We start from the raw sequence: 15,912 nt of genomic DNA, 5'->3' as shown, positions 1-15,912 counted from the left end.
TCAGGCTGGTTGCGTCTGGGCGAGTGAGCGGTAGAGAGCGGCCATTGGTTCAAGTGCGAGTGATTCCGCTCGCGCTTGTGCCGGCATCTCCCTGGGCCATGCAGCGGCAAGCTGTTCCGGCGTAAATCCAGCGGCGCGCAGGTTGTTATGCAGCGTCTTGCGCTTCTGGGCGAAGCACCGCTTCAGGAAAGCGTCGAAGCCAACCGCATCGATGCCCAGCTCCACAAAACGTGGTGCAAAGTGCAGACGGATGACGCTTGAGTAGACATCAGGTGGTGGCTGGAACGCCGATGGTGGAAGCGTGAAGAGGTTGTCGACGCGGGCGTTCATCTGCGTCGTTGCGGAGAGCAGGCCGTAATCGCGCACTCCCGGAGCAGCGGCGACGCGGTCGGCGACCTCGCGCTGCATCATCAGGACGGCGCGTAAGAGCTTGCCTGCGTTGACGTCCGAGAAGAGGTGCAGCAGGATGTCGGACGTAATGTAGTACGGCAGGTTGCCGATCACGTCGAGGGTTTCGCCCTCGGCTGCCAGCGTTGCGAGGTCGATCTTGAGCACGTCGCCGTTCAGGACCTCGACATGCGGCTGCTCGCGATAGCGGAAGCGCAGCTCTGCGGCGAGCGATGGATCAAGCTCAAGGGCGATCAGTTTGCGGGCGCGCGTGGCGAGAATATCGGTGAGCGCGCCGTGACCTGGGCCGATCTCGACAACTGTTCGCTGGCTGAGATCGCCGAGGGCGTCGACGATGGCATAACGAGCGGCGTCGTCGACGAGGAAGTTCTGACCAAGCTTCGGCTTCTTCATACCTCTACAGAGTAGCGGGTCTTGACCTTACAGCGTAACGGGTCGAGCCATCTTGCCGCGCTGCAGGAGATAGTGCACTGGAATGCCGAGGAGGATAATCGCGCTGCCAACGGTTGAATTGAGAGGATGATCGGCGAAGGAGAAGACCAACAGCACGATTGCGGCGGCGATGAAGAGCGCAGGCAGAACAGGATATCCCCAGACGCTGTAAGGCCTGTCTGCGGCCAGATCACGGCGGCGGAAGACGAAGATGGTGCTTGCAGTCATGGCGTAGAAGAGCCATTCGCCGAAGATGGCGAGCGAGAAGAGTGCCTGGAATCTGCCGATTGCCAGCAACAGCAGCGAGGTAAGGACGGCTTGCAGGACCAGCGAGGCTGAGGGCGTGTGAAAGCGCGGGCTGACATGAGCCAGCTGCTTGAAGAAGAGGCCATCGCGCGCGGCGGCGAAGGGAACTCGTGCACCGGAGAGTGACGAGCCGACAAAGGTTGCGCCGATGCTGACAGCCATGCCGAGCGAAACAAGAGCCGCTCCCCAATTTCCTGCGACGAGGCGCATTGCGTCGGCTGCGGGACGATCTGCTGCGGCAATCACGCTGGCTGGAAGAACGTATTGGATCGCGGCGTTGGTGAGCATGTAGAGCGCGCCGACGATGGCGACTCCGCCGATCAGGGCGATGGGAAAGCTGCGCTGCGGGTTTTTCACTTCGCCGGCCATTGTGGTGACGTCGCTCCAACCGTCATAAGCCCAGAGCGCGGCGACGAGGGCGATCATGAAGCCCGAGAAGCCGCCTTTTGCGCCGACGAAGCTGGTAGAGAAGTTGTGCCATGTTCCATGCTGACCCGCGGCGAAGAAGCAGAAGCCCGCGATGACCATAATGAGCAGGCCTTTGAGCCACGTGAGGACGAGCTGCACGTTGGCCGAGTTGCGCGTTCCCATGATGTTCAGCAGGGTGATGAGCCAGGTCATCGTGATGGCAAAAACCTGTCCCCAAAGCAGGTGCAGGAAGGCTGGTTTCGCGAAGGCGCTGAAGATGGCGAAGGTTCCGAGGACACGCGCTAAACCGGCTGCGACAGTCGCGAGCGAGGCTGGTTTGGCAACGGTAATCTGCGTCCACATGTAGAGAAAGCCGGTGAGATCGCCGTAGGCTTCGCGGAGGAAGGCATATTCGCCGCCGTAACGCGGTCGAGCGGCGGCGATTTCCGCGTAGGTCATGGCGCCAAAGAGTGAGAGCAACCCGCCGACGATCCAGACTGCGTAGACTCCGGCGGAGCTTCCGACTGCGGCCATCATTTCGCGTGGGACCAGGAAGATGCCGCTTCCGATGATGATGCCGACGACGATCGAGGTCGCGTGCGACGCATTCAGGACGCGAGGAAGTTCGTGCTCTTGCTGGGCCATTGGGTTTGAGGCAGCGTATCACAGGCGACTCGTGAGGTACCCCCTACCCCCCGTACCTGAAGTACGAAAGTCTTCAAAACAGGCGGGTTAGGTCCGGACTTCGGCATGCACAAGTAGGGGTGCGGTTGGACTTTCCGGTGATTGAGGGGGTCGCAGGATGCCACGTTTGTCAAATTTCTGCCGGTGTGTGGCAGGTTGCCGCGGGTAATTATCTAAGGGTGCGATGTGGAAGTTAGGAGAGGTGCATACGCGCGTTCGCTTCGGGAATGACAACCGGAGGTAGAGGCAAGAGCAGCCGCAAGTCTTTCGACTCCGCTCAGGATGACAGTTTGTTGGCGGCTTAGATATGCGGTTTATTTATAGTGGCTTACCTCTCGATCTAGATGTAGTGCTTGAAGTCCGGCCAGTCTGCGGTGAGGTTCTTGTGGCGTCCGCGGAGAAGATAGATGTTGCGATGTTCGAAGGGCATGGAGAGGGGATGGTCCATGCGTCCCACGATCTCGACGGAGTCGTAGTTCTGGTGCATCTCCTCGGGAGTGGCCATCGTAATGGCGATCATGATCTCCCCGGTGTAACCGTGCGGTCCCCAGAGGAAGTAGTTGTTATGACCGGCGATGGCGACGGGTAAGCCGTGGCCGAGAAAGTTGATGGCTCCGGCCTCACCGTAGTTGGTGCAGAGGATGCCGACCTTCTGCTGATCTGCCGGGGAGAGGGAGTGGTAGACGCGGGTGACCTGATCGACCTCCTCCTGCCAGCCGAAGCGATCCGCGTAGAACTGCGGCAGGGGGCCGCTTGGACTGTTCTCGGTGTTGCTGCTGGATTTGTAGAGATGCGTCGCTGCGGTGTACCGGAGCCAGGCTTGCGGAGTGAGCACCGGGATGGCCATGGGCAAGGCAAGGATTGTGAGGACGAGCAGCAGCGTCTCCATGATGGGGAAGGCGTAGATACGGTTGTTCACGACAGCCTTGCTGCGGGCGAAGTAGCGCTCCCAAGCGATGCCTCCGGCGGCGAAGAGGATGGGGTAGATGGGGATGACGTAGTAGTCCTTGGCGTGGAGCGCCATCATGCCGACAAGGAAGAGGAGGTAGGTGACGCCGAGCCAGCGCCAGCTTTTTTCGCGTAGCAGCAAGACAAGGCCCGCTCCCCATATAAGGATGGTGGGCGGTAGAAGGTTCTTGACCTGCAAGCCGAGGAAGGCGAGTGGGCCTAGGCTGATGTTTTTGTTTTCGACGCGACCGTTGTGGAGGAACTCGAGCGTGGGCCAGTGGTGCAGGACCTGCCAGACGAGGTTGGGGAGAGCGATGAGGATGAGGAGGGCAACACCTGCTGCGGCCCATCGGGTGGCGAGGAGCCGGCGCTGCGGTGTGAGGATGAGCGCGACGAGCAGGGCGATGAGGAAGAAGGTCATCGATGGTTTGTTGAGGAGACCTAGCCCTGCGGAGACGCCGAAGAGGAGCCAGAGGCGCTCGTTATTTCGACCTGCAAGGCCGCCGCGCACAATAAGGATCAGGGCGAGCAGGCAGGTCATCCAGAAGAGGGATTCGAAGGAGTTCATCGAGAGGAAGCTGTCGAGGCCAAGGTACTGCGGTGCGATGAGGATGCCGATCATGGCGAGACCCTGCGCTGGGCGGCGACCCCCAAGCGACCAGGTGAGGATGCCGGTCAGGAAGACGCGGCCTGCACCGGCGAGCGCCGAGAGCATGCGGATGCCGACGAGCGATTTGCCGAAGAGCATGACGGTGAGCTTCGCCTGGAGAGCGACGATGGGGCCGTGGTCGACGTATCCCCAGGCCATATGACGGCCGCAGGCGATGTAGTAGAACTCATCGCGGAAGTAGCCCCAGCCGATGTGCGCCTCCCAGGCGTTGGTCGCGATGTGGATGAGGAGCTTGATCGCCGCGAAGAGCAGTGCGAGGCGGACGGCGGCGTGCAACTCCCGGTCCTGTGGATGAACTACAGTTGTGCTCATATTGGGCAGGATACGACCAGAGGTGTGCATTCGTTCCGACTACTCTAAACTTTCGAGAGCCGTGCGGGACGTGCCGCTTTCTGCATCAACCGTTAGGACGGGATTTTAGGAGGAAACATGGATTGGCAGCCGGGTGGGATGAGTGATGATGTTGAGGATCGGCGAAGCTCTTCGGGTGGTGGCGGAGGGTTTGGCGGTGGCGGGCTCGGAATTATCGGGTTCATCCTGCTGGCGGTGATCAGCCTGGTGACGGGCCGCAACTACCTCGGAGCCTTCCTGCATGGCGGCGGTGGCGGGACCCAGAGCCAGCAGATGGGGCCGCAGCAGCAGCAAAGGCCGCGAGGGGCGACGGCTCCCGGAGAGGATCGCTCAGCCCACCTGATCTCTTTTGTGCTGGATGATGTGCAAAAGGAGTGGACGACGATTCTGCCGGAGCAGACGGGTAAGAACTATCGGCATGCGAAGCTTGTGCTCTTCCGCAATCGGACCTACTCGGGGTGTGGCACGGCGCAGTCGGCTACGGGGCCGTTCTACTGTCCGGGTGACGAAAAGGTCTATATCGACCTGAGCTTCTGGGATGAGCTTGCGCACTTTGGCGGCGGTACGAGCGAGTTCGCGCAGGCGTATGTCGTCGCGCATGAGCTGGGGCACCACGTGCAGAAGATCCTCGGGACGGAGGCAAAGGTGCAGCATCTTTCGAGCCAGCAGCCGGATCAGCGGAACCACCTCTCGGTCGAACTGGAGCTGCAGGCTGACTGCTTCGCAGGCATCTGGGCGAAGAGTGGGGAGCGGCGGGGATTCATCCATGAAGCCGACATTGCGGGCGGTCTGAAGGCGGCTGCAGCTGTCGGCGACGACCATCTGCAGAAGATGGAGCGTGGGACGGTGAGCCCTGAGACGTTCACACATGGGAGTTCGGCACAGCGGATTCACTGGTTCAAGACGGGGCTGGAGCAGGGGACGGTGCAGGCCTGCGATACGTTCAGCTCTGGGGCGATGTCGCAGTAGAGCTTACTGGAGGACGTGGAGTTCGGATGATTCTTCGGCGAAGTGTTTGCGGATCTTTTCGGCGGTGGTGGCGTTGACCACCGCGGTGAGGGCGTCGAAGCTGGCTTGCTTGATGCCGCGGACGCTGCCGAAGTGCTGGAGCAGGCGCTGGCGGGTGGTTGGACCTACACCGGGGATGGCGTCGAGTTCGGATTCGCGGTCGCGCATCTCGCGGCGCTTGCGGTGGTAGGTAACGGCGAAGCGGTGGCTCTCGTCGCGGATCATCTGGATGAGGTGCAGGACGGGGGAGCGGCGGTCGAGGACGATGGGGTCGTCCTCCTGCCCGTGGACGTAGATGATCTCCTCGCGCTTGGCGATGGAGGCCAGCGGTTGCAGGGTGACACCGATCTCCTCGAGCGCGGCGTAGGCAGAGTGAAGCTGGCCTAGGCCACCGTCGATCAGGATGAGGGAGGGGAACGGCTTCTTGTCGTCGAGCAGGCGCTTGTAGCGGCGCTGCACGACCTCGCGCATGCTGGCGAAGTCGTCTACACCGGAGACGGTCTTGACCTGGAACTTGCGGTAGTCGGCCTTCTTCATCGCGCCGTCCTCCCAGACGACCATGGAGGCGACGGTCTCGGCACCCTGGATGTGGGAGATGTCGAAGCACTCGATGCGGCGCGGGAGTTCTTCGAGGGTGAGGGCGTCCTGTAGGGACTCCTGGATGGCCTTCATGCCGGGTTTGAGGACGCGGAATCGTTGGTCGTAGGACTGTTTGGCGTTCTGGCAGACGAGGTCAACGAGGGAGCGCTTGTCGCCGCGCTGCGGGGCGGCGATGTCGATCCTGTGTTTGCAGCGTTCGCTGAGAAGTTCGGCGAGGATGGCGCGGTCGGGGAAGTCTACAGGTACGTAGATGGCGCGGGGGACGTAGCTCTGGTCGAGGTAGAGCTGCTTGAGCAGGGCAGAGAAGAAGATCGCCGGGCTGAAGATGCCGTCTAGTTCGGTGATGCCGGAGCGCTGGATGATAGCCGTTTCTTCGAGCACCTCCGGGGCGGACTGCAGGGGGTCGGGCTCGAGGCGAGGCAGGCTTTCGGCGGCGCAGGAGGGGTCGTCGACCTGTTCGTTCAGAGTGTCGGAGAGGGATTCGGGTAGCTCTTCCCAGAAGAAGTCGCGGCGATCGACGATCTTGCCGCCGCGCATGTGGAAGAGGTTCACGGCGAGCATCTCGTTCTCGTAGTGGAAGCCGAAGACGTCGGCGTCCTCGTTGTCTGCCGTGGCGATGCGCTGCTTATCCTGCGCCTGATGGACGGTGACGATCTGGTCGCGGAGGCGAGCTGCGAGTTCGAACTGCTCGTTTTCGGCGGCGGCGGCCATGCGCTTGGTGAGGGCCTGTTCAAGTTCGTTCGGTCGGCCTTCGAGGAACAGTTGCACATCGCGGATGGTCTGCTTGTACGCCTCGGGCGTGGTGAGGCCTTCGACGCAGGGGCCGAGGCAGCGCTTGATGTAGAACTGCAGGCAGGCGCGCGGATGGTAGCGCGACAGGTCCACCTTGCAGCTTGGGATGAGAAAGCTTCGGTGGATCAGGTCGACGAGGCGGTGGGCCAGGTTGCCGGGAAAGTAGGGGCCGAAGTACGCGCCGCCGTCCTTGCGGAGCTTGCGGGTGACGAAGACCTTCGGGTAACGGTCGTTCATCGTCAGCTTAATGTAGGGGTAGGTCTTGTCGTCGCGCAGGAGGATGTTGAAGCGCGGCTTGCGCTGCTTGATGAGGTTATTTTCGAGGGCCAGGGCCTCGCGCTCGTTGTCGACGGTAATGTACTCGACGTCGACGGCCTCGCGCATGAGGGAGCCGGTCTTTGCGTTGGCCTGCGAGGCATCCAGGAAGTAGGAGCGGACCCGCGAACGCAGGTTCTTCGCCTTGCCGACATAGATGACCTCTCCCTCGGCGTTCTTGTAGAGGTAGCAGCCCGGCGAGGTCGGCAGGGTACGGATTTTCTCGTTTATATCCATAAAGGCGGCTAATCCAAGTGTAGATGCGGGCGCGACGGAGTGTCGCGGCTGTCGGTAACTTGTTTCGACTCAGTAAATTTGACGCAAAAACGATGCAAAAGTTCCATAAGCGCTCTATGGCGCAGGGTAGGACTGTCTACGGAGAGCCGCTGTAACTAACTCGATTCAAGGAGGTTGTTCGCTCTTGCTTTGTTTGGCCGACTGGTTGCACCATTGTTTACGTTGATGCAGGTGTAATTCAGGAGAACTTGACTTTTATGAAAGATATGAATCCGGTTCGAAGCGTTATCGATCTGAAGTTTTTTGCACTCCAGTCTGCTGTATTGGGCACCGCCGCTGTGTTCCTCCTCGGCGGATGCTCTTCGAAGAATTATGTTCGGTCGCAGACGACGCCTATTATCCAGCAGACCAATGAACTCGACGCGAAGACCGCCTCCGACCACCGCACGATTGTGGATACGGACGAGCGCGCTACGAAGGGTATCGCTGGTGCGATGGATGCGGCAGGTACGGCAGATCAGCACGCTGGGGCTGCCGGCCAGCAGGCCGATGTTGCGGGCAAGTCGGCTCAGAACGCTGTTAATCGCGTCGACAGCCTAAGCGGCATCATCGCGAATCTTGACACTTACAAGCCGTTGGCGGATCTGAGCGTGACCTTTGGCTTCGACAAAGCGGTGCTGACGGCAGATGACAAAAAGCAACTGGATAGCTTCGCCTCGACATTAGCTACTGCGAGGGGTTATATTCTTCAAGTCACAGGTGGCACGGATGCTACCGGTGATGCGCAGTATAACTACCAGCTTAGCCAGCGCAGGGCAGATGCAGTTGTCAACTACCTTGCTGGAAAGCACAACATCCCACCGCACAAGTTTTATCTTGTTGGTATCGGGAAGGACATCCCGGTTGCGAGTGATCGCACCGCATCAGGGCGCGCCAAGAATCGGCGTGTCGAGATTAAGTTGATGTCTAATATGAGTTCGTCCAACGCCTCTGTTACCGGTCCCAGCGGCCAGTAATAAGTCTGGACAAAAATCTTCGCTCCAATTTCCGCGTTTGCAGTTCCAGTCTAGAAAGCTATTTGCCGAACCATGCAGTAAGACGAGTAGCACCTTTCAACTAAGCGGCGGGGAGCATGTGCAACACCCCGCCCGCTCCCTCCCCTCCCCAGGGAGCTTTATTGAATCAAGTTGCGAAAAGACCACGCCCGTAGTCTTCGAGGCGAGTATTACCCGAAAATCTAAATAGCAGTAAGAGGAACAGAAGGCCGCCTGGGCCCCGTTGTCGGCGTAGACCGTCCGACGGGATCTTGATCGCTTCTTAGCCGAGGTGAGGCTGTATGCCGTCTCAGGATTTTTATCTCTCGGTAGACGACAGGGCACGTCTGGTGAATCGGAACAGGGAACCGACCATCAAGTAAAGTAGAGCTATGGCTGCGGTCGAACGAGTAACAGAGAACCCACAAGATGCTGCAGGGCAGGACGATCCCATCGCTGCGTCGATTGCGATCATGGCACGACTGCGTGGACCCGACGGCTGTCCATGGGACCGCGAACAGACCTTTGATTCAATCAAGCGGCACACTCTCGAGGAGACGTACGAGGTGTTCGACGCGATCGAGCGGCGCGCCTGGCCTGATCTGAAGGACGAGCTTGGCGACCTGCTGCTGCAGGTGCTCTTCTACTCGCAGATGGCCGCCGAGGCCGGTTACTTCACGATCGATGATGTGGCGGCCAACCTGAACGCGAAGCTGATCCGCCGTCATCCCCATATCTTTGGTGATGCTGTCGCTACGGACGCTACGGCGGTGCTGCGGAACTGGGAACAGATCAAGAAGACGGAGAAGCAGGCTGCTGCCGGCGCGGAGACGGTGCTGGGTGGCGTGCCTCGCTCCATGCCTGCAATCATGGAGGCAGCGAAACTTGGCTCACGCGCTGCAAAGGTCGGCTTCGACTGGCCGAATGCTGACGGCCTCTTCGATAAGCTGCAGGAGGAGATCACGGAGTTGAAGGCGGAACTTGCGCCGGATGCGACGGGTGCCGAGGAAGAGCTTGGCGACCTGCTTTTTACTGCCGTCAATCTCGCTCGCCACCTGAAGGTTGATCCCGAGTCTGCGCTGCGAGCGACGAATGCCAAATTTCGTGAGCGCTTTGGCCATATGGAAGCGGCTGCGGGTGGGGCGGCGGCGCTTGAGGCGCTCTCTGCGACGGAGCTTGAAGAACTGTGGGCGGCGGCAAAGCAGAGCGGCAAAAATCTCAGGGCGGTCAGCTAGCGTATGCGTCCCGAGATCCGCATCGCTCCCGTTGAGACGCTCGTACAGTTTGATCGCTGCGTCGATCTACAGATTGCCGTGTGGGGCTATAGCGACGGCGACGTGATTCCGCGCCGGGTGTTTCTCCTCGCGCAGCGAATCGGCGGTCAGGTCCTTGGCGCCTTCGATGGCGATACGGTGGTCGGTTTTGCCATGGCGCTGCCGGGCTATCGGAACGGCCAACCGTATCTGCACTCCCACATGCTCGCTGTGCTGCCGGAGTACCGCGACGCTGGCCTTGGACGTCGGTTGAAGCTGGCCCAGCGCGGCGATGCGCTGGCCCGCGGCTTCGAACTGATGGAGTGGACCTTCGATCCGCTTGAGATCAAGAACGCCTACCTGAACCTGCACCGGCTGGGGGCGATTGCGCGACGATACCATCCGGACTTCTATGGGCCGTCCTCATCACCGCTGCAGGGCGGTTTGCCGACCGACCGGCTGTATGCGGAGTGGTGGATGCGCTCGCCGCACGTCCTTGGACGCCTTGAGGGTGAGGTTTCGGCTGATGAGGTCACGACGCGCATCCAGGTGCCAGCGGCTATTTCGCAGTGGAAGCAGGATGAGTCCAGGCGTATGCTGGCGGTCGACCTGCAAACAAGTAATCGGAATGCGCTGCAAACAGCCTTCGCACAGGGCCTCGCCGTCGTAGACTACGAGCGCGACGTTGAGGGGAACGGCTTCTTTCTCCTCGGACCAGAACCCATGGCGAACGGTAGCTCAAGCTGAACAAGTTCAACCTGGAAAATCAGCACATGCTCGCACGACAGGACGCCACACCATGATCAAGATTGACGCTATTCATCTCCGCGAGATTGCCATGCCGCTCGCCTTCCCCTTCGAGACCAGCTTCGGTGTCACGACCGGTCGCCGCATCCTGCTCATCGAGATCGAATCGGAGGGCCTGACGGCGTGGGGCGAGTGCGTTGCGGGGGAGCATCCCTACTTCTCCGACGAGAGTATCGACACCGCCTGGATCACGACCGAGGCCGAGCTTGCACCGCGCCTGCTGAACGCTACCGACCTGGAGAGTGGCGGAAGCTGCCCGCACATCTTCAAGCAGGTTCGCGGTCATCGCATGGCAAAGGCAGCGCTCGAGAATGCCGTCTGGGATCTGGTCGCTCAGCAGGAGGATGTGTCCCTCTCCCAACTGCTCGGCGGCACGCGCAAGACAATTCCGTGCGGAGTTTCTATCGGTATCCAGCCCTCTCTTAACGCGCTGCTGGAGACCATTGCGAAGGAGCTTGCCGCAGGCTACCAGCGCATCAAGCTGAAGTGTAAGCGCGGCTGGGACGTTGAGATTTTCGAGGCAGTACGTGCGCGCTGGCCGGAGATTCTGTTGAGCTGCGATGCCAACTCCGCATACAGGATGCGCGACTTTGATCACATCGCGAGTTGGGATCAGTTCAACCTGCTGATGATCGAGCAGCCGCTCTGGTATGACGACTTCTACTTCCACTCGATGCTGCAGAAGCGGATCGAGACGTCGATCTGCCTGGACGAGTCGATCCGCAATCGCCGCGATGCGCTTGCGGCGATCGACATGGAATCCTGTCGCATCATCAATATCAAGAATGGCCGGGTTGGTGGCTTTAGCGAGGCTATTGCGGTGCACAACGCCGCGATGGAGCGCGGCATGCCGGTGTGGTGTGGCGGCATGCTCGAGACGGGCATTGGACGGGCGCATAACATTGCGCTGTCGTCGCTGCCGAACTTCTCGCTTCCCGGTGACGTGTCGGCGTCAAGTCGATACTGGGTCGATGACATCATCGAGCCAGAGGTGACGGTCAGCGCAGCCGGTGAGATTACCGTGCCTACGAGTGCAGGCTCCGGGTATGCAGTTCGCCGGGACCGTATCGAGCGGCTCACGGTGCGCCAGCAGACGCTTCGTGCGAAGGCGCTGGTGACTGCATAGAGTCTAGTGACTCGGTGCGGAAGTTGAGAGCAGCAGGCGAATTGCATCCTGATAGCTCATCTCTCCCGGCAGAATCTGGAAGGCTGAAGCGTCGATCTGCGTGTGGACGTTGAGTGTTTTGAGTAGAAGCGCACGGATGGTGACCTGCTGGGTGAAGTGAGTGTAAATCCAGCGCCCGTTGCCCGCGTCGGTCTGCTCCAGCTCGAGCTTGCCGCCGGGATAGATATGCGCGAGCATGCCCCAGCCAAAGTTTACCGGTTTGAATATCTGGCCTTCCATACGCACCATGCAGTGGGTCTTCACATCGAGCCACATGCGCCCCTGGAGGCCGGTAAGCGCCTCCGCTGTGGTCGAGGGCGGCGACCACTTCGGATTGGGTGTGTAGTCCAGCACAACCTCGGGACTACCTGAGCCGCGGCCAGAGGGCGGCTGCCCGGGAACGTAGGTGTAGATCATCGCGTCCGGCATCAGGCGGATGAGGTCGACAGCAAGCTTCTTGCCGGAAGCATCGTTCTTCACATGTTTGGCGTAGTTGGCAGGCGAGGCGAGGACGTCGTTCAAACGCTCACGCTCGGCGGCATCCTCCTCGGCGGTGAGGGCGCGCCCATCGCGCAGGATCAGGCGAGCGACTGTTCCATCCTTGCTCTCGATCACGTCGCGGACCTGGTCGCCCTTCTGATCGACCACGTGCATGCGATAGCGCAGGTAGGTGCCGGAGTGCTGCAGCATCAGGATCTCGTTAGCGGCAGTTTCGACAATCCAGTCGCGAGGTGGACGCGCTGTCGGACCAGGGTTTGCAGCAGCGTGCGCATTCCCATCGAAGATCAGGGCGGCTATCGCAAGCAGTGCAGCCGACATAACGCGCTGTGACGTGATCGCGAAGCCCTTGTTGCAGCGCCTGTTGGAGCGCTTACTCGCGATACTGCTCATGTAAGCCCTCGACCTACGCACCATTTGCCCGCATACTTACGGTGAGACGTTCAGACCAGCCGCAAAGTTTTCCCGTTTGCCTAGCCGCACAGGCTTGGGTATAGTTCGGGCAAGACACACCAATTCGATTTACATGAACAGGGCCATCCTACAGGAGCAATATCAGCATGAAATCAGAGACCGCCACCGTCATTGGGAAGTCCGTCACCATCCGGGGAGAGTTGACCGGCAGCGAGGACCTCTTCATGGACGGTCAGATTGAAGGCACGATTACGCTAACCGACTGCCGCCTCACGATCGGTCCGAACGCCCGCGTCAGCGCCGACATCAACGTGCAGGACATCATCATCTTCGGCAAGGTTGACGGCAATATCAAGGCGACCGGCAGTATCGATCTGCGACAGTCTGCCGTTGTTACCGGCGATGTTCTTGCAGGACGGCTCTCCATTGAAGAGAGCGCCATCATCAAGGGACGCGTTGAACTGAATCCCGTCGGCGCCACAGCCGTTCAATCGTAGAAAGGTTTGCGGTCGCATGCGCAGTTTTTTCGGCAACCAAGACAAGGCAGGCGGCTCCGGTAACACGACGAAGACGCCGCGCCATTCAAGCGGCTGGGCGCAGCTGCTCACGCACCTGCGGGCCAACGAGTCTCTGCGCATTCTAGATATCGGACCGACGTCCTCAAGCAACATCAACTACATTACCGGGCTCGGTCACAGCGTCTACATGGCAAACCTTGCGGAAGAGGCTGCACGGCCGGAGTGGCTGGTCGCCGGAGAGCCCGGAGAGGCGTCGCACTACGACGTCGACGGATTCATCAAGTCGAATCTCGACTTCTCAGGTCGCATCTTCGACGTAGTCATATTGTGGGACGCTGCGGACTACCTGCCGGAACCACTGCTCGCGCCCATTATGGACCGGCTCCACGAGGTGATGCAGTCCGGCGGCAAGATGCTGGCCTTCTTTCATTCTAAGAACACAGGTCCGGAGGTCGCGTTTCGGCGCTACCATCTCACCGACACGGATGTTGTGGATATGCAGTTGACGGGAAGTCAGCCGCTGTTGCACACGTTCAACAATCGCCAGATTGAGAAGTTGCTGGAGAAGTTCAGCGGAACAAAATTCTTTCTTGCGAAGGATAGTCTTCGCGAGGTAGTTGCCAACCGATAGGTTCTGCATCCCCAATCGAAAGTAAAAAAGCGAACGAACTGCGAGTGCAGTTCGTTCGCTTTTTACATGGACTTCAAACCTTACTTGACGGCGGTCTTGCGGCGTTCTGCCCAGCGGCGCTTCATTGCATCAGCGATGCGCTTGCGGCCCTCGGGGCTGAGCTTGCGCTTCGCAGGAGCAGCAGCGGTCTTCGCAGCAGTCGCGGTCTTTGCAGGAGCGGCAGTCTTCGCAGGCGCTGCTGTCTTCAAGGCGAGTGCAATCTTTTTGGCGCTGGGGACAGCGGACTTGCTCCCCTTGGGTCGGCCACGACCTGCCTTTACGGCTGGTGCGGGCGTCGAAACGCTATCCAGAATGTTGCGAGCTTCCTGTAACTTCTGAATCTGTGCGTCGATGCCGGCAATAATGACACTTACTTCCACGTGTTACCTCCCATTGAATAGATCCAGGCGTCTTCTCTTGTGAACGGCAGAATACTCCAGACCTCTCAACGATACAGAATGAAGTTACAGGTTGCAAACATTCGACAGATGATTTACCCGCATTTTGACTGGAAGTTACCACTCAGAATCCATCTATGTATGTAATTAGTCCCGCAAATGACATCCACTTAGCCGTCGTCTGATGCATGAGTTTTGGACTTAGTACAAGGCGCACCGTGAACAGCACTTTCCAATTCGTGGTCGCGGATTTGCCGATGATTAAGCTGTAAGTGCCGATGACGCGATGAATCGATGTGCCATGCACGGCTGCTGCGGAATGGTAGACTTCGCACAGTTATGCGACTCATTCCCTTGCGGCTCTGGCTTCTGACCATCCTCTCCGCAGCCCTGCAAACACTGCCATTTCCACTCGCTGGTCCGGTGCCGCTATGGCGAACTGCCTTCTGCTGGATTGCGCTGCTGCCGTTGTTGTCGGCGCTCGCAGGAGTGAATAAATCCGGCGAACCTCTTACTCTGCGGCAGGCTACAACGCTTGGGTATCTCTGCGGCTTCCTCTGGTATCTCGGTAATTGCTATTGGATCTACCAGACGATGTACATCTATGGTGGCCTCGATAAACCCATCGCCATCGGCATCCTGATTCTCTTCTGTCTCTATCTCGGGCTTTATCATGCATTGTTTGCATGCCTGTTTGGATGCATACGTCGCACGCGATTTGGCGCGCAGGGAGCGTTGTTGCTTTCGCCCTTCATCTGGGTTGCGGTAGAGCTTGCGCGTGCGCGTATCACCGGGTTTCCGTGGGATCTGCTTGGCTACACGCAGGTCGATAACCCGCTGTTGACGCGCCTCGGACCAATTACCGGTGTCTATGGAATCTCTTTCCTGATCGTGCTGGTCAACGCCCTGTGGCTGGTCCGCATTCGCATCAAGGAGCGCAAATACACCCGCCAATTACTTACGCTGGCTGGTTTTTTGATCGTGGTGACTTACTTGTACTTGCTGCGCAGGATGGAGCCACCAACCCATCTGCCCACCAGCAGCTATGCCACCCTGGTGCAGGAAAATCTAAGTGTCGGTGCTGAGGCGAAAAATACGCATGAGACCTCGCAGCAACTAGTTGAATCATTTACGCGCCTGAGCATTGCGCCGCCAGCGGATCGATGCCTCGGTATTCCTGAGCTACCCTCAACCCGCTGCATTCATTTCACTGCAGATAATCCAGCCAGCCTGACCAGCACGCGACCGAGCGACCTGATCTCATGGCCGGAATCACCCGCTGGCTTCCGCTCCGATGATCCGATCTTCATGGAGCATTTAGCTGCATTGGCTCGCGCTGCACAGGCGCCGCTCGTCATCGGCAATCTCGGTGTAGTTGCTGACCCGGCCTCCGCGCGCGGCGTTCATGTCTACGACTCGGCAACGCTAGTTGCTGCAGATGGCGCACCTGCGGGCCGCTACGACAAGATTCACCTGGTGCCGTGGGGCGAATATATCCCATTCAAGAACTTCTTCTTTTTCGCGAATAAGTTAACCGCAGGCGTTGGCGATATGGATCGTGGCACCGATCGAACTGTCTTTCAAACTGCAGGTAGGTCTTATGGTGTCTTTATCTGTTACGAATCCATCTTCGGCGATGAGATTCGACAGTTCGTCAAGAATGGAGCCGACGTTCTCGTCAATATCTCTGATGATGGCTGGTATGGCGATACCAGCGCCGCATGGCAGCACCTCAACATGGTCCGGATGCGCGCGATCGAGAACCATCGCTGGATTCTCCGCTCGACCAACACCGGCGTGACCGCAGCGATCGATCCTTACGGCCGCGTCACTGTCTCGGCTCCACGCCACATCCGCACGGCTCTGCGTGCAGGTTATAACTTCGAGCACGACATCACCTTCTACACCGCGCATGGCGATTTGTTCGCCTACGCCTGCGCCCTCATCACAGCGCTTGCGGCGGCCTATAGCTTCAAACGTAATTTGAACTAAACTA

Annotated in this window: 14 protein-coding genes; 8 read left to right on the top strand and 6 right to left on the bottom strand. The window is 59.4% G+C overall.

Features of this window, described 5'->3' with window-relative positions; genetic code table 11:
* The 3 genes from rsmA to OHL20_RS21125 all read right to left on the bottom strand — a co-directional run bounded on the left by rsmA (nucleotide 1) and on the right by OHL20_RS21125 (nucleotide 4,198).
* Nucleotides 1–801: a 16S rRNA (adenine(1518)-N(6)/adenine(1519)-N(6))-dimethyltransferase RsmA gene (gene rsmA / locus OHL20_RS21135; RefSeq protein ID WP_263385284.1), complete on the bottom strand. Its 801-nt coding sequence runs from the start codon at nucleotides 799–801 to the stop codon at nucleotides 1–3.
* Between the two features lie 27 nt (nucleotides 802–828).
* The gene (locus OHL20_RS21130; RefSeq protein WP_263385283.1) at nucleotides 829–2,199 is read right to left on the bottom strand and encodes an APC family permease; all 1,371 of its coding nucleotides are present in this window, start codon (nucleotides 2,197–2,199) and stop codon (nucleotides 829–831) included.
* 379 nt (nucleotides 2,200–2,578) lie between these two features.
* On the bottom strand, nucleotides 2,579–4,198 hold the full coding sequence (locus OHL20_RS21125; RefSeq protein ID WP_263385282.1) for an ArnT family glycosyltransferase: 1,620 nt from the start codon (nucleotides 4,196–4,198) through the stop codon (nucleotides 2,579–2,581).
* 87 nt (nucleotides 4,199–4,285) lie between these two features.
* On the opposite strand from OHL20_RS21125, the gene ypfJ reads away from it, so the two are divergent.
* Nucleotides 4,286–5,176 (top strand): KPN_02809 family neutral zinc metallopeptidase, encoded by an 891-nt coding sequence (gene ypfJ / locus OHL20_RS21120; protein ID WP_263385281.1) that lies wholly within the window; start codon nucleotides 4,286–4,288, stop codon nucleotides 5,174–5,176.
* 3 nt (nucleotides 5,177–5,179) lie between these two features.
* Here the strand turns inward: ypfJ and uvrC are convergent, their stop codons facing one another.
* A complete protein-coding gene (gene uvrC / locus OHL20_RS21115; RefSeq protein WP_263385280.1) occupies nucleotides 5,180–7,159 on the bottom strand; it encodes an excinuclease ABC subunit UvrC in 1,980 nt (659 codons plus the stop codon).
* A 257-nt stretch (nucleotides 7,160–7,416) separates the two neighbouring features.
* Between uvrC and OHL20_RS21110 the strand changes: the two genes are divergently transcribed.
* From OHL20_RS21110 to menC, 4 genes are all read left to right on the top strand, one after another.
* The gene (locus tag OHL20_RS21110; protein WP_263385279.1) at nucleotides 7,417–8,175 is read left to right on the top strand and encodes an OmpA family protein; all 759 of its coding nucleotides are present in this window, start codon (nucleotides 7,417–7,419) and stop codon (nucleotides 8,173–8,175) included.
* A gap of 410 nt (nucleotides 8,176–8,585) precedes the next feature.
* Nucleotides 8,586–9,428 (top strand): nucleoside triphosphate pyrophosphohydrolase, encoded by an 843-nt coding sequence (mazG, locus tag OHL20_RS21105; RefSeq protein WP_317890991.1) that lies wholly within the window; start codon nucleotides 8,586–8,588, stop codon nucleotides 9,426–9,428.
* A gap of 3 nt (nucleotides 9,429–9,431) precedes the next feature.
* Nucleotides 9,432–10,193 carry a GNAT family N-acetyltransferase gene (locus tag OHL20_RS21100; RefSeq protein WP_263385278.1) on the top strand — a complete coding sequence of 254 codons (762 nt, stop codon included), beginning with the start codon at nucleotides 9,432–9,434 and terminating at the stop codon, nucleotides 10,191–10,193.
* A 55-nt stretch (nucleotides 10,194–10,248) separates the two neighbouring features.
* Complete coding sequence (menC, locus tag OHL20_RS21095; protein ID WP_263385481.1) at nucleotides 10,249–11,379, top strand: o-succinylbenzoate synthase; 1,131 nt, start codon at nucleotides 10,249–10,251, stop codon at nucleotides 11,377–11,379.
* Between the two features lie 3 nt (nucleotides 11,380–11,382).
* Here the strand turns inward: menC and OHL20_RS21090 are convergent, their stop codons facing one another.
* Entirely contained in the window at nucleotides 11,383–12,309 is a 927-nt protein-coding gene (locus tag OHL20_RS21090) for a hypothetical protein (RefSeq protein ID WP_263385277.1), read from the bottom strand.
* 167 nt (nucleotides 12,310–12,476) lie between these two features.
* On the opposite strand from OHL20_RS21090, the gene OHL20_RS21085 reads away from it, so the two are divergent.
* A complete protein-coding gene (locus OHL20_RS21085; RefSeq protein ID WP_263385276.1) occupies nucleotides 12,477–12,827 on the top strand; it encodes a bactofilin family protein in 351 nt (116 codons plus the stop codon).
* 16 nt (nucleotides 12,828–12,843) lie between these two features.
* Nucleotides 12,844–13,479, top strand: a complete 636-nt coding sequence (locus OHL20_RS21080; protein WP_263385275.1) for a methyltransferase domain-containing protein — start codon at nucleotides 12,844–12,846, stop codon at nucleotides 13,477–13,479.
* 80 nt (nucleotides 13,480–13,559) lie between these two features.
* Here OHL20_RS21080 and OHL20_RS21075 read toward each other — a convergent pair whose 3' ends face one another.
* Nucleotides 13,560–13,898: a hypothetical protein gene (locus OHL20_RS21075; protein ID WP_263385274.1), complete on the bottom strand. Its 339-nt coding sequence runs from the start codon at nucleotides 13,896–13,898 to the stop codon at nucleotides 13,560–13,562.
* Nucleotides 13,899–14,255: 357 nt separating this feature from the next.
* Here OHL20_RS21075 and lnt point away from each other — a divergent pair, with 357 nt between their 5' ends.
* Nucleotides 14,256–15,908 carry an apolipoprotein N-acyltransferase gene (gene lnt / locus OHL20_RS21070; RefSeq protein ID WP_263385273.1) on the top strand — a complete coding sequence of 551 codons (1,653 nt, stop codon included), beginning with the start codon at nucleotides 14,256–14,258 and terminating at the stop codon, nucleotides 15,906–15,908.
* Nucleotides 15,909–15,912 lie beyond the last annotated feature (4 nt).

The organism is Granulicella arctica (genome assembly GCF_025685605.1).
Classification (GTDB): domain Bacteria; phylum Acidobacteriota; class Terriglobia; order Terriglobales; family Acidobacteriaceae; genus Edaphobacter; species Edaphobacter arcticus.
This window is presented reverse-complemented; position numbering and strand designations above follow the sequence as displayed.

What these genes read in the sequence shown, in the direction of transcription:
- OHL20_RS21130 (WP_263385283.1), bottom strand. Translation starts at nt 2,199, where the DNA reads ATGGCCCAGCAAGAGCACGAACTTCCTCGCGTCCTGAATGCGTCGCAC.
- OHL20_RS21085 (WP_263385276.1), top strand. Translation starts at nt 12,477, where the DNA reads ATGAAATCAGAGACCGCCACCGTCATTGGGAAGTCCGTCACCATCCGG.
- OHL20_RS21100 (WP_263385278.1), top strand. Translation starts at nt 9,432, where the DNA reads ATGCGTCCCGAGATCCGCATCGCTCCCGTTGAGACGCTCGTACAGTTT.
- OHL20_RS21090 (WP_263385277.1), bottom strand. Translation starts at nt 12,309, where the DNA reads ATGAGCAGTATCGCGAGTAAGCGCTCCAACAGGCGCTGCAACAAGGGC.
- rsmA (WP_263385284.1), bottom strand. Translation starts at nt 801, where the DNA reads ATGAAGAAGCCGAAGCTTGGTCAGAACTTCCTCGTCGACGACGCCGCT.
- OHL20_RS21125 (WP_263385282.1), bottom strand. Translation starts at nt 4,198, where the DNA reads ATGCACACCTCTGGTCGTATCCTGCCCAATATGAGCACAACTGTAGTT.
- mazG (WP_317890991.1), top strand. Translation starts at nt 8,586, where the DNA reads ATGGCTGCGGTCGAACGAGTAACAGAGAACCCACAAGATGCTGCAGGG.
- lnt (WP_263385273.1), top strand. Translation starts at nt 14,256, where the DNA reads ATGCGACTCATTCCCTTGCGGCTCTGGCTTCTGACCATCCTCTCCGCA.
- OHL20_RS21110 (WP_263385279.1), top strand. Translation starts at nt 7,417, where the DNA reads ATGAAAGATATGAATCCGGTTCGAAGCGTTATCGATCTGAAGTTTTTT.
- ypfJ (WP_263385281.1), top strand. Translation starts at nt 4,286, where the DNA reads ATGGATTGGCAGCCGGGTGGGATGAGTGATGATGTTGAGGATCGGCGA.
- uvrC (WP_263385280.1), bottom strand. Translation starts at nt 7,159, where the DNA reads ATGGATATAAACGAGAAAATCCGTACCCTGCCGACCTCGCCGGGCTGC.
- OHL20_RS21080 (WP_263385275.1), top strand. Translation starts at nt 12,844, where the DNA reads ATGCGCAGTTTTTTCGGCAACCAAGACAAGGCAGGCGGCTCCGGTAAC.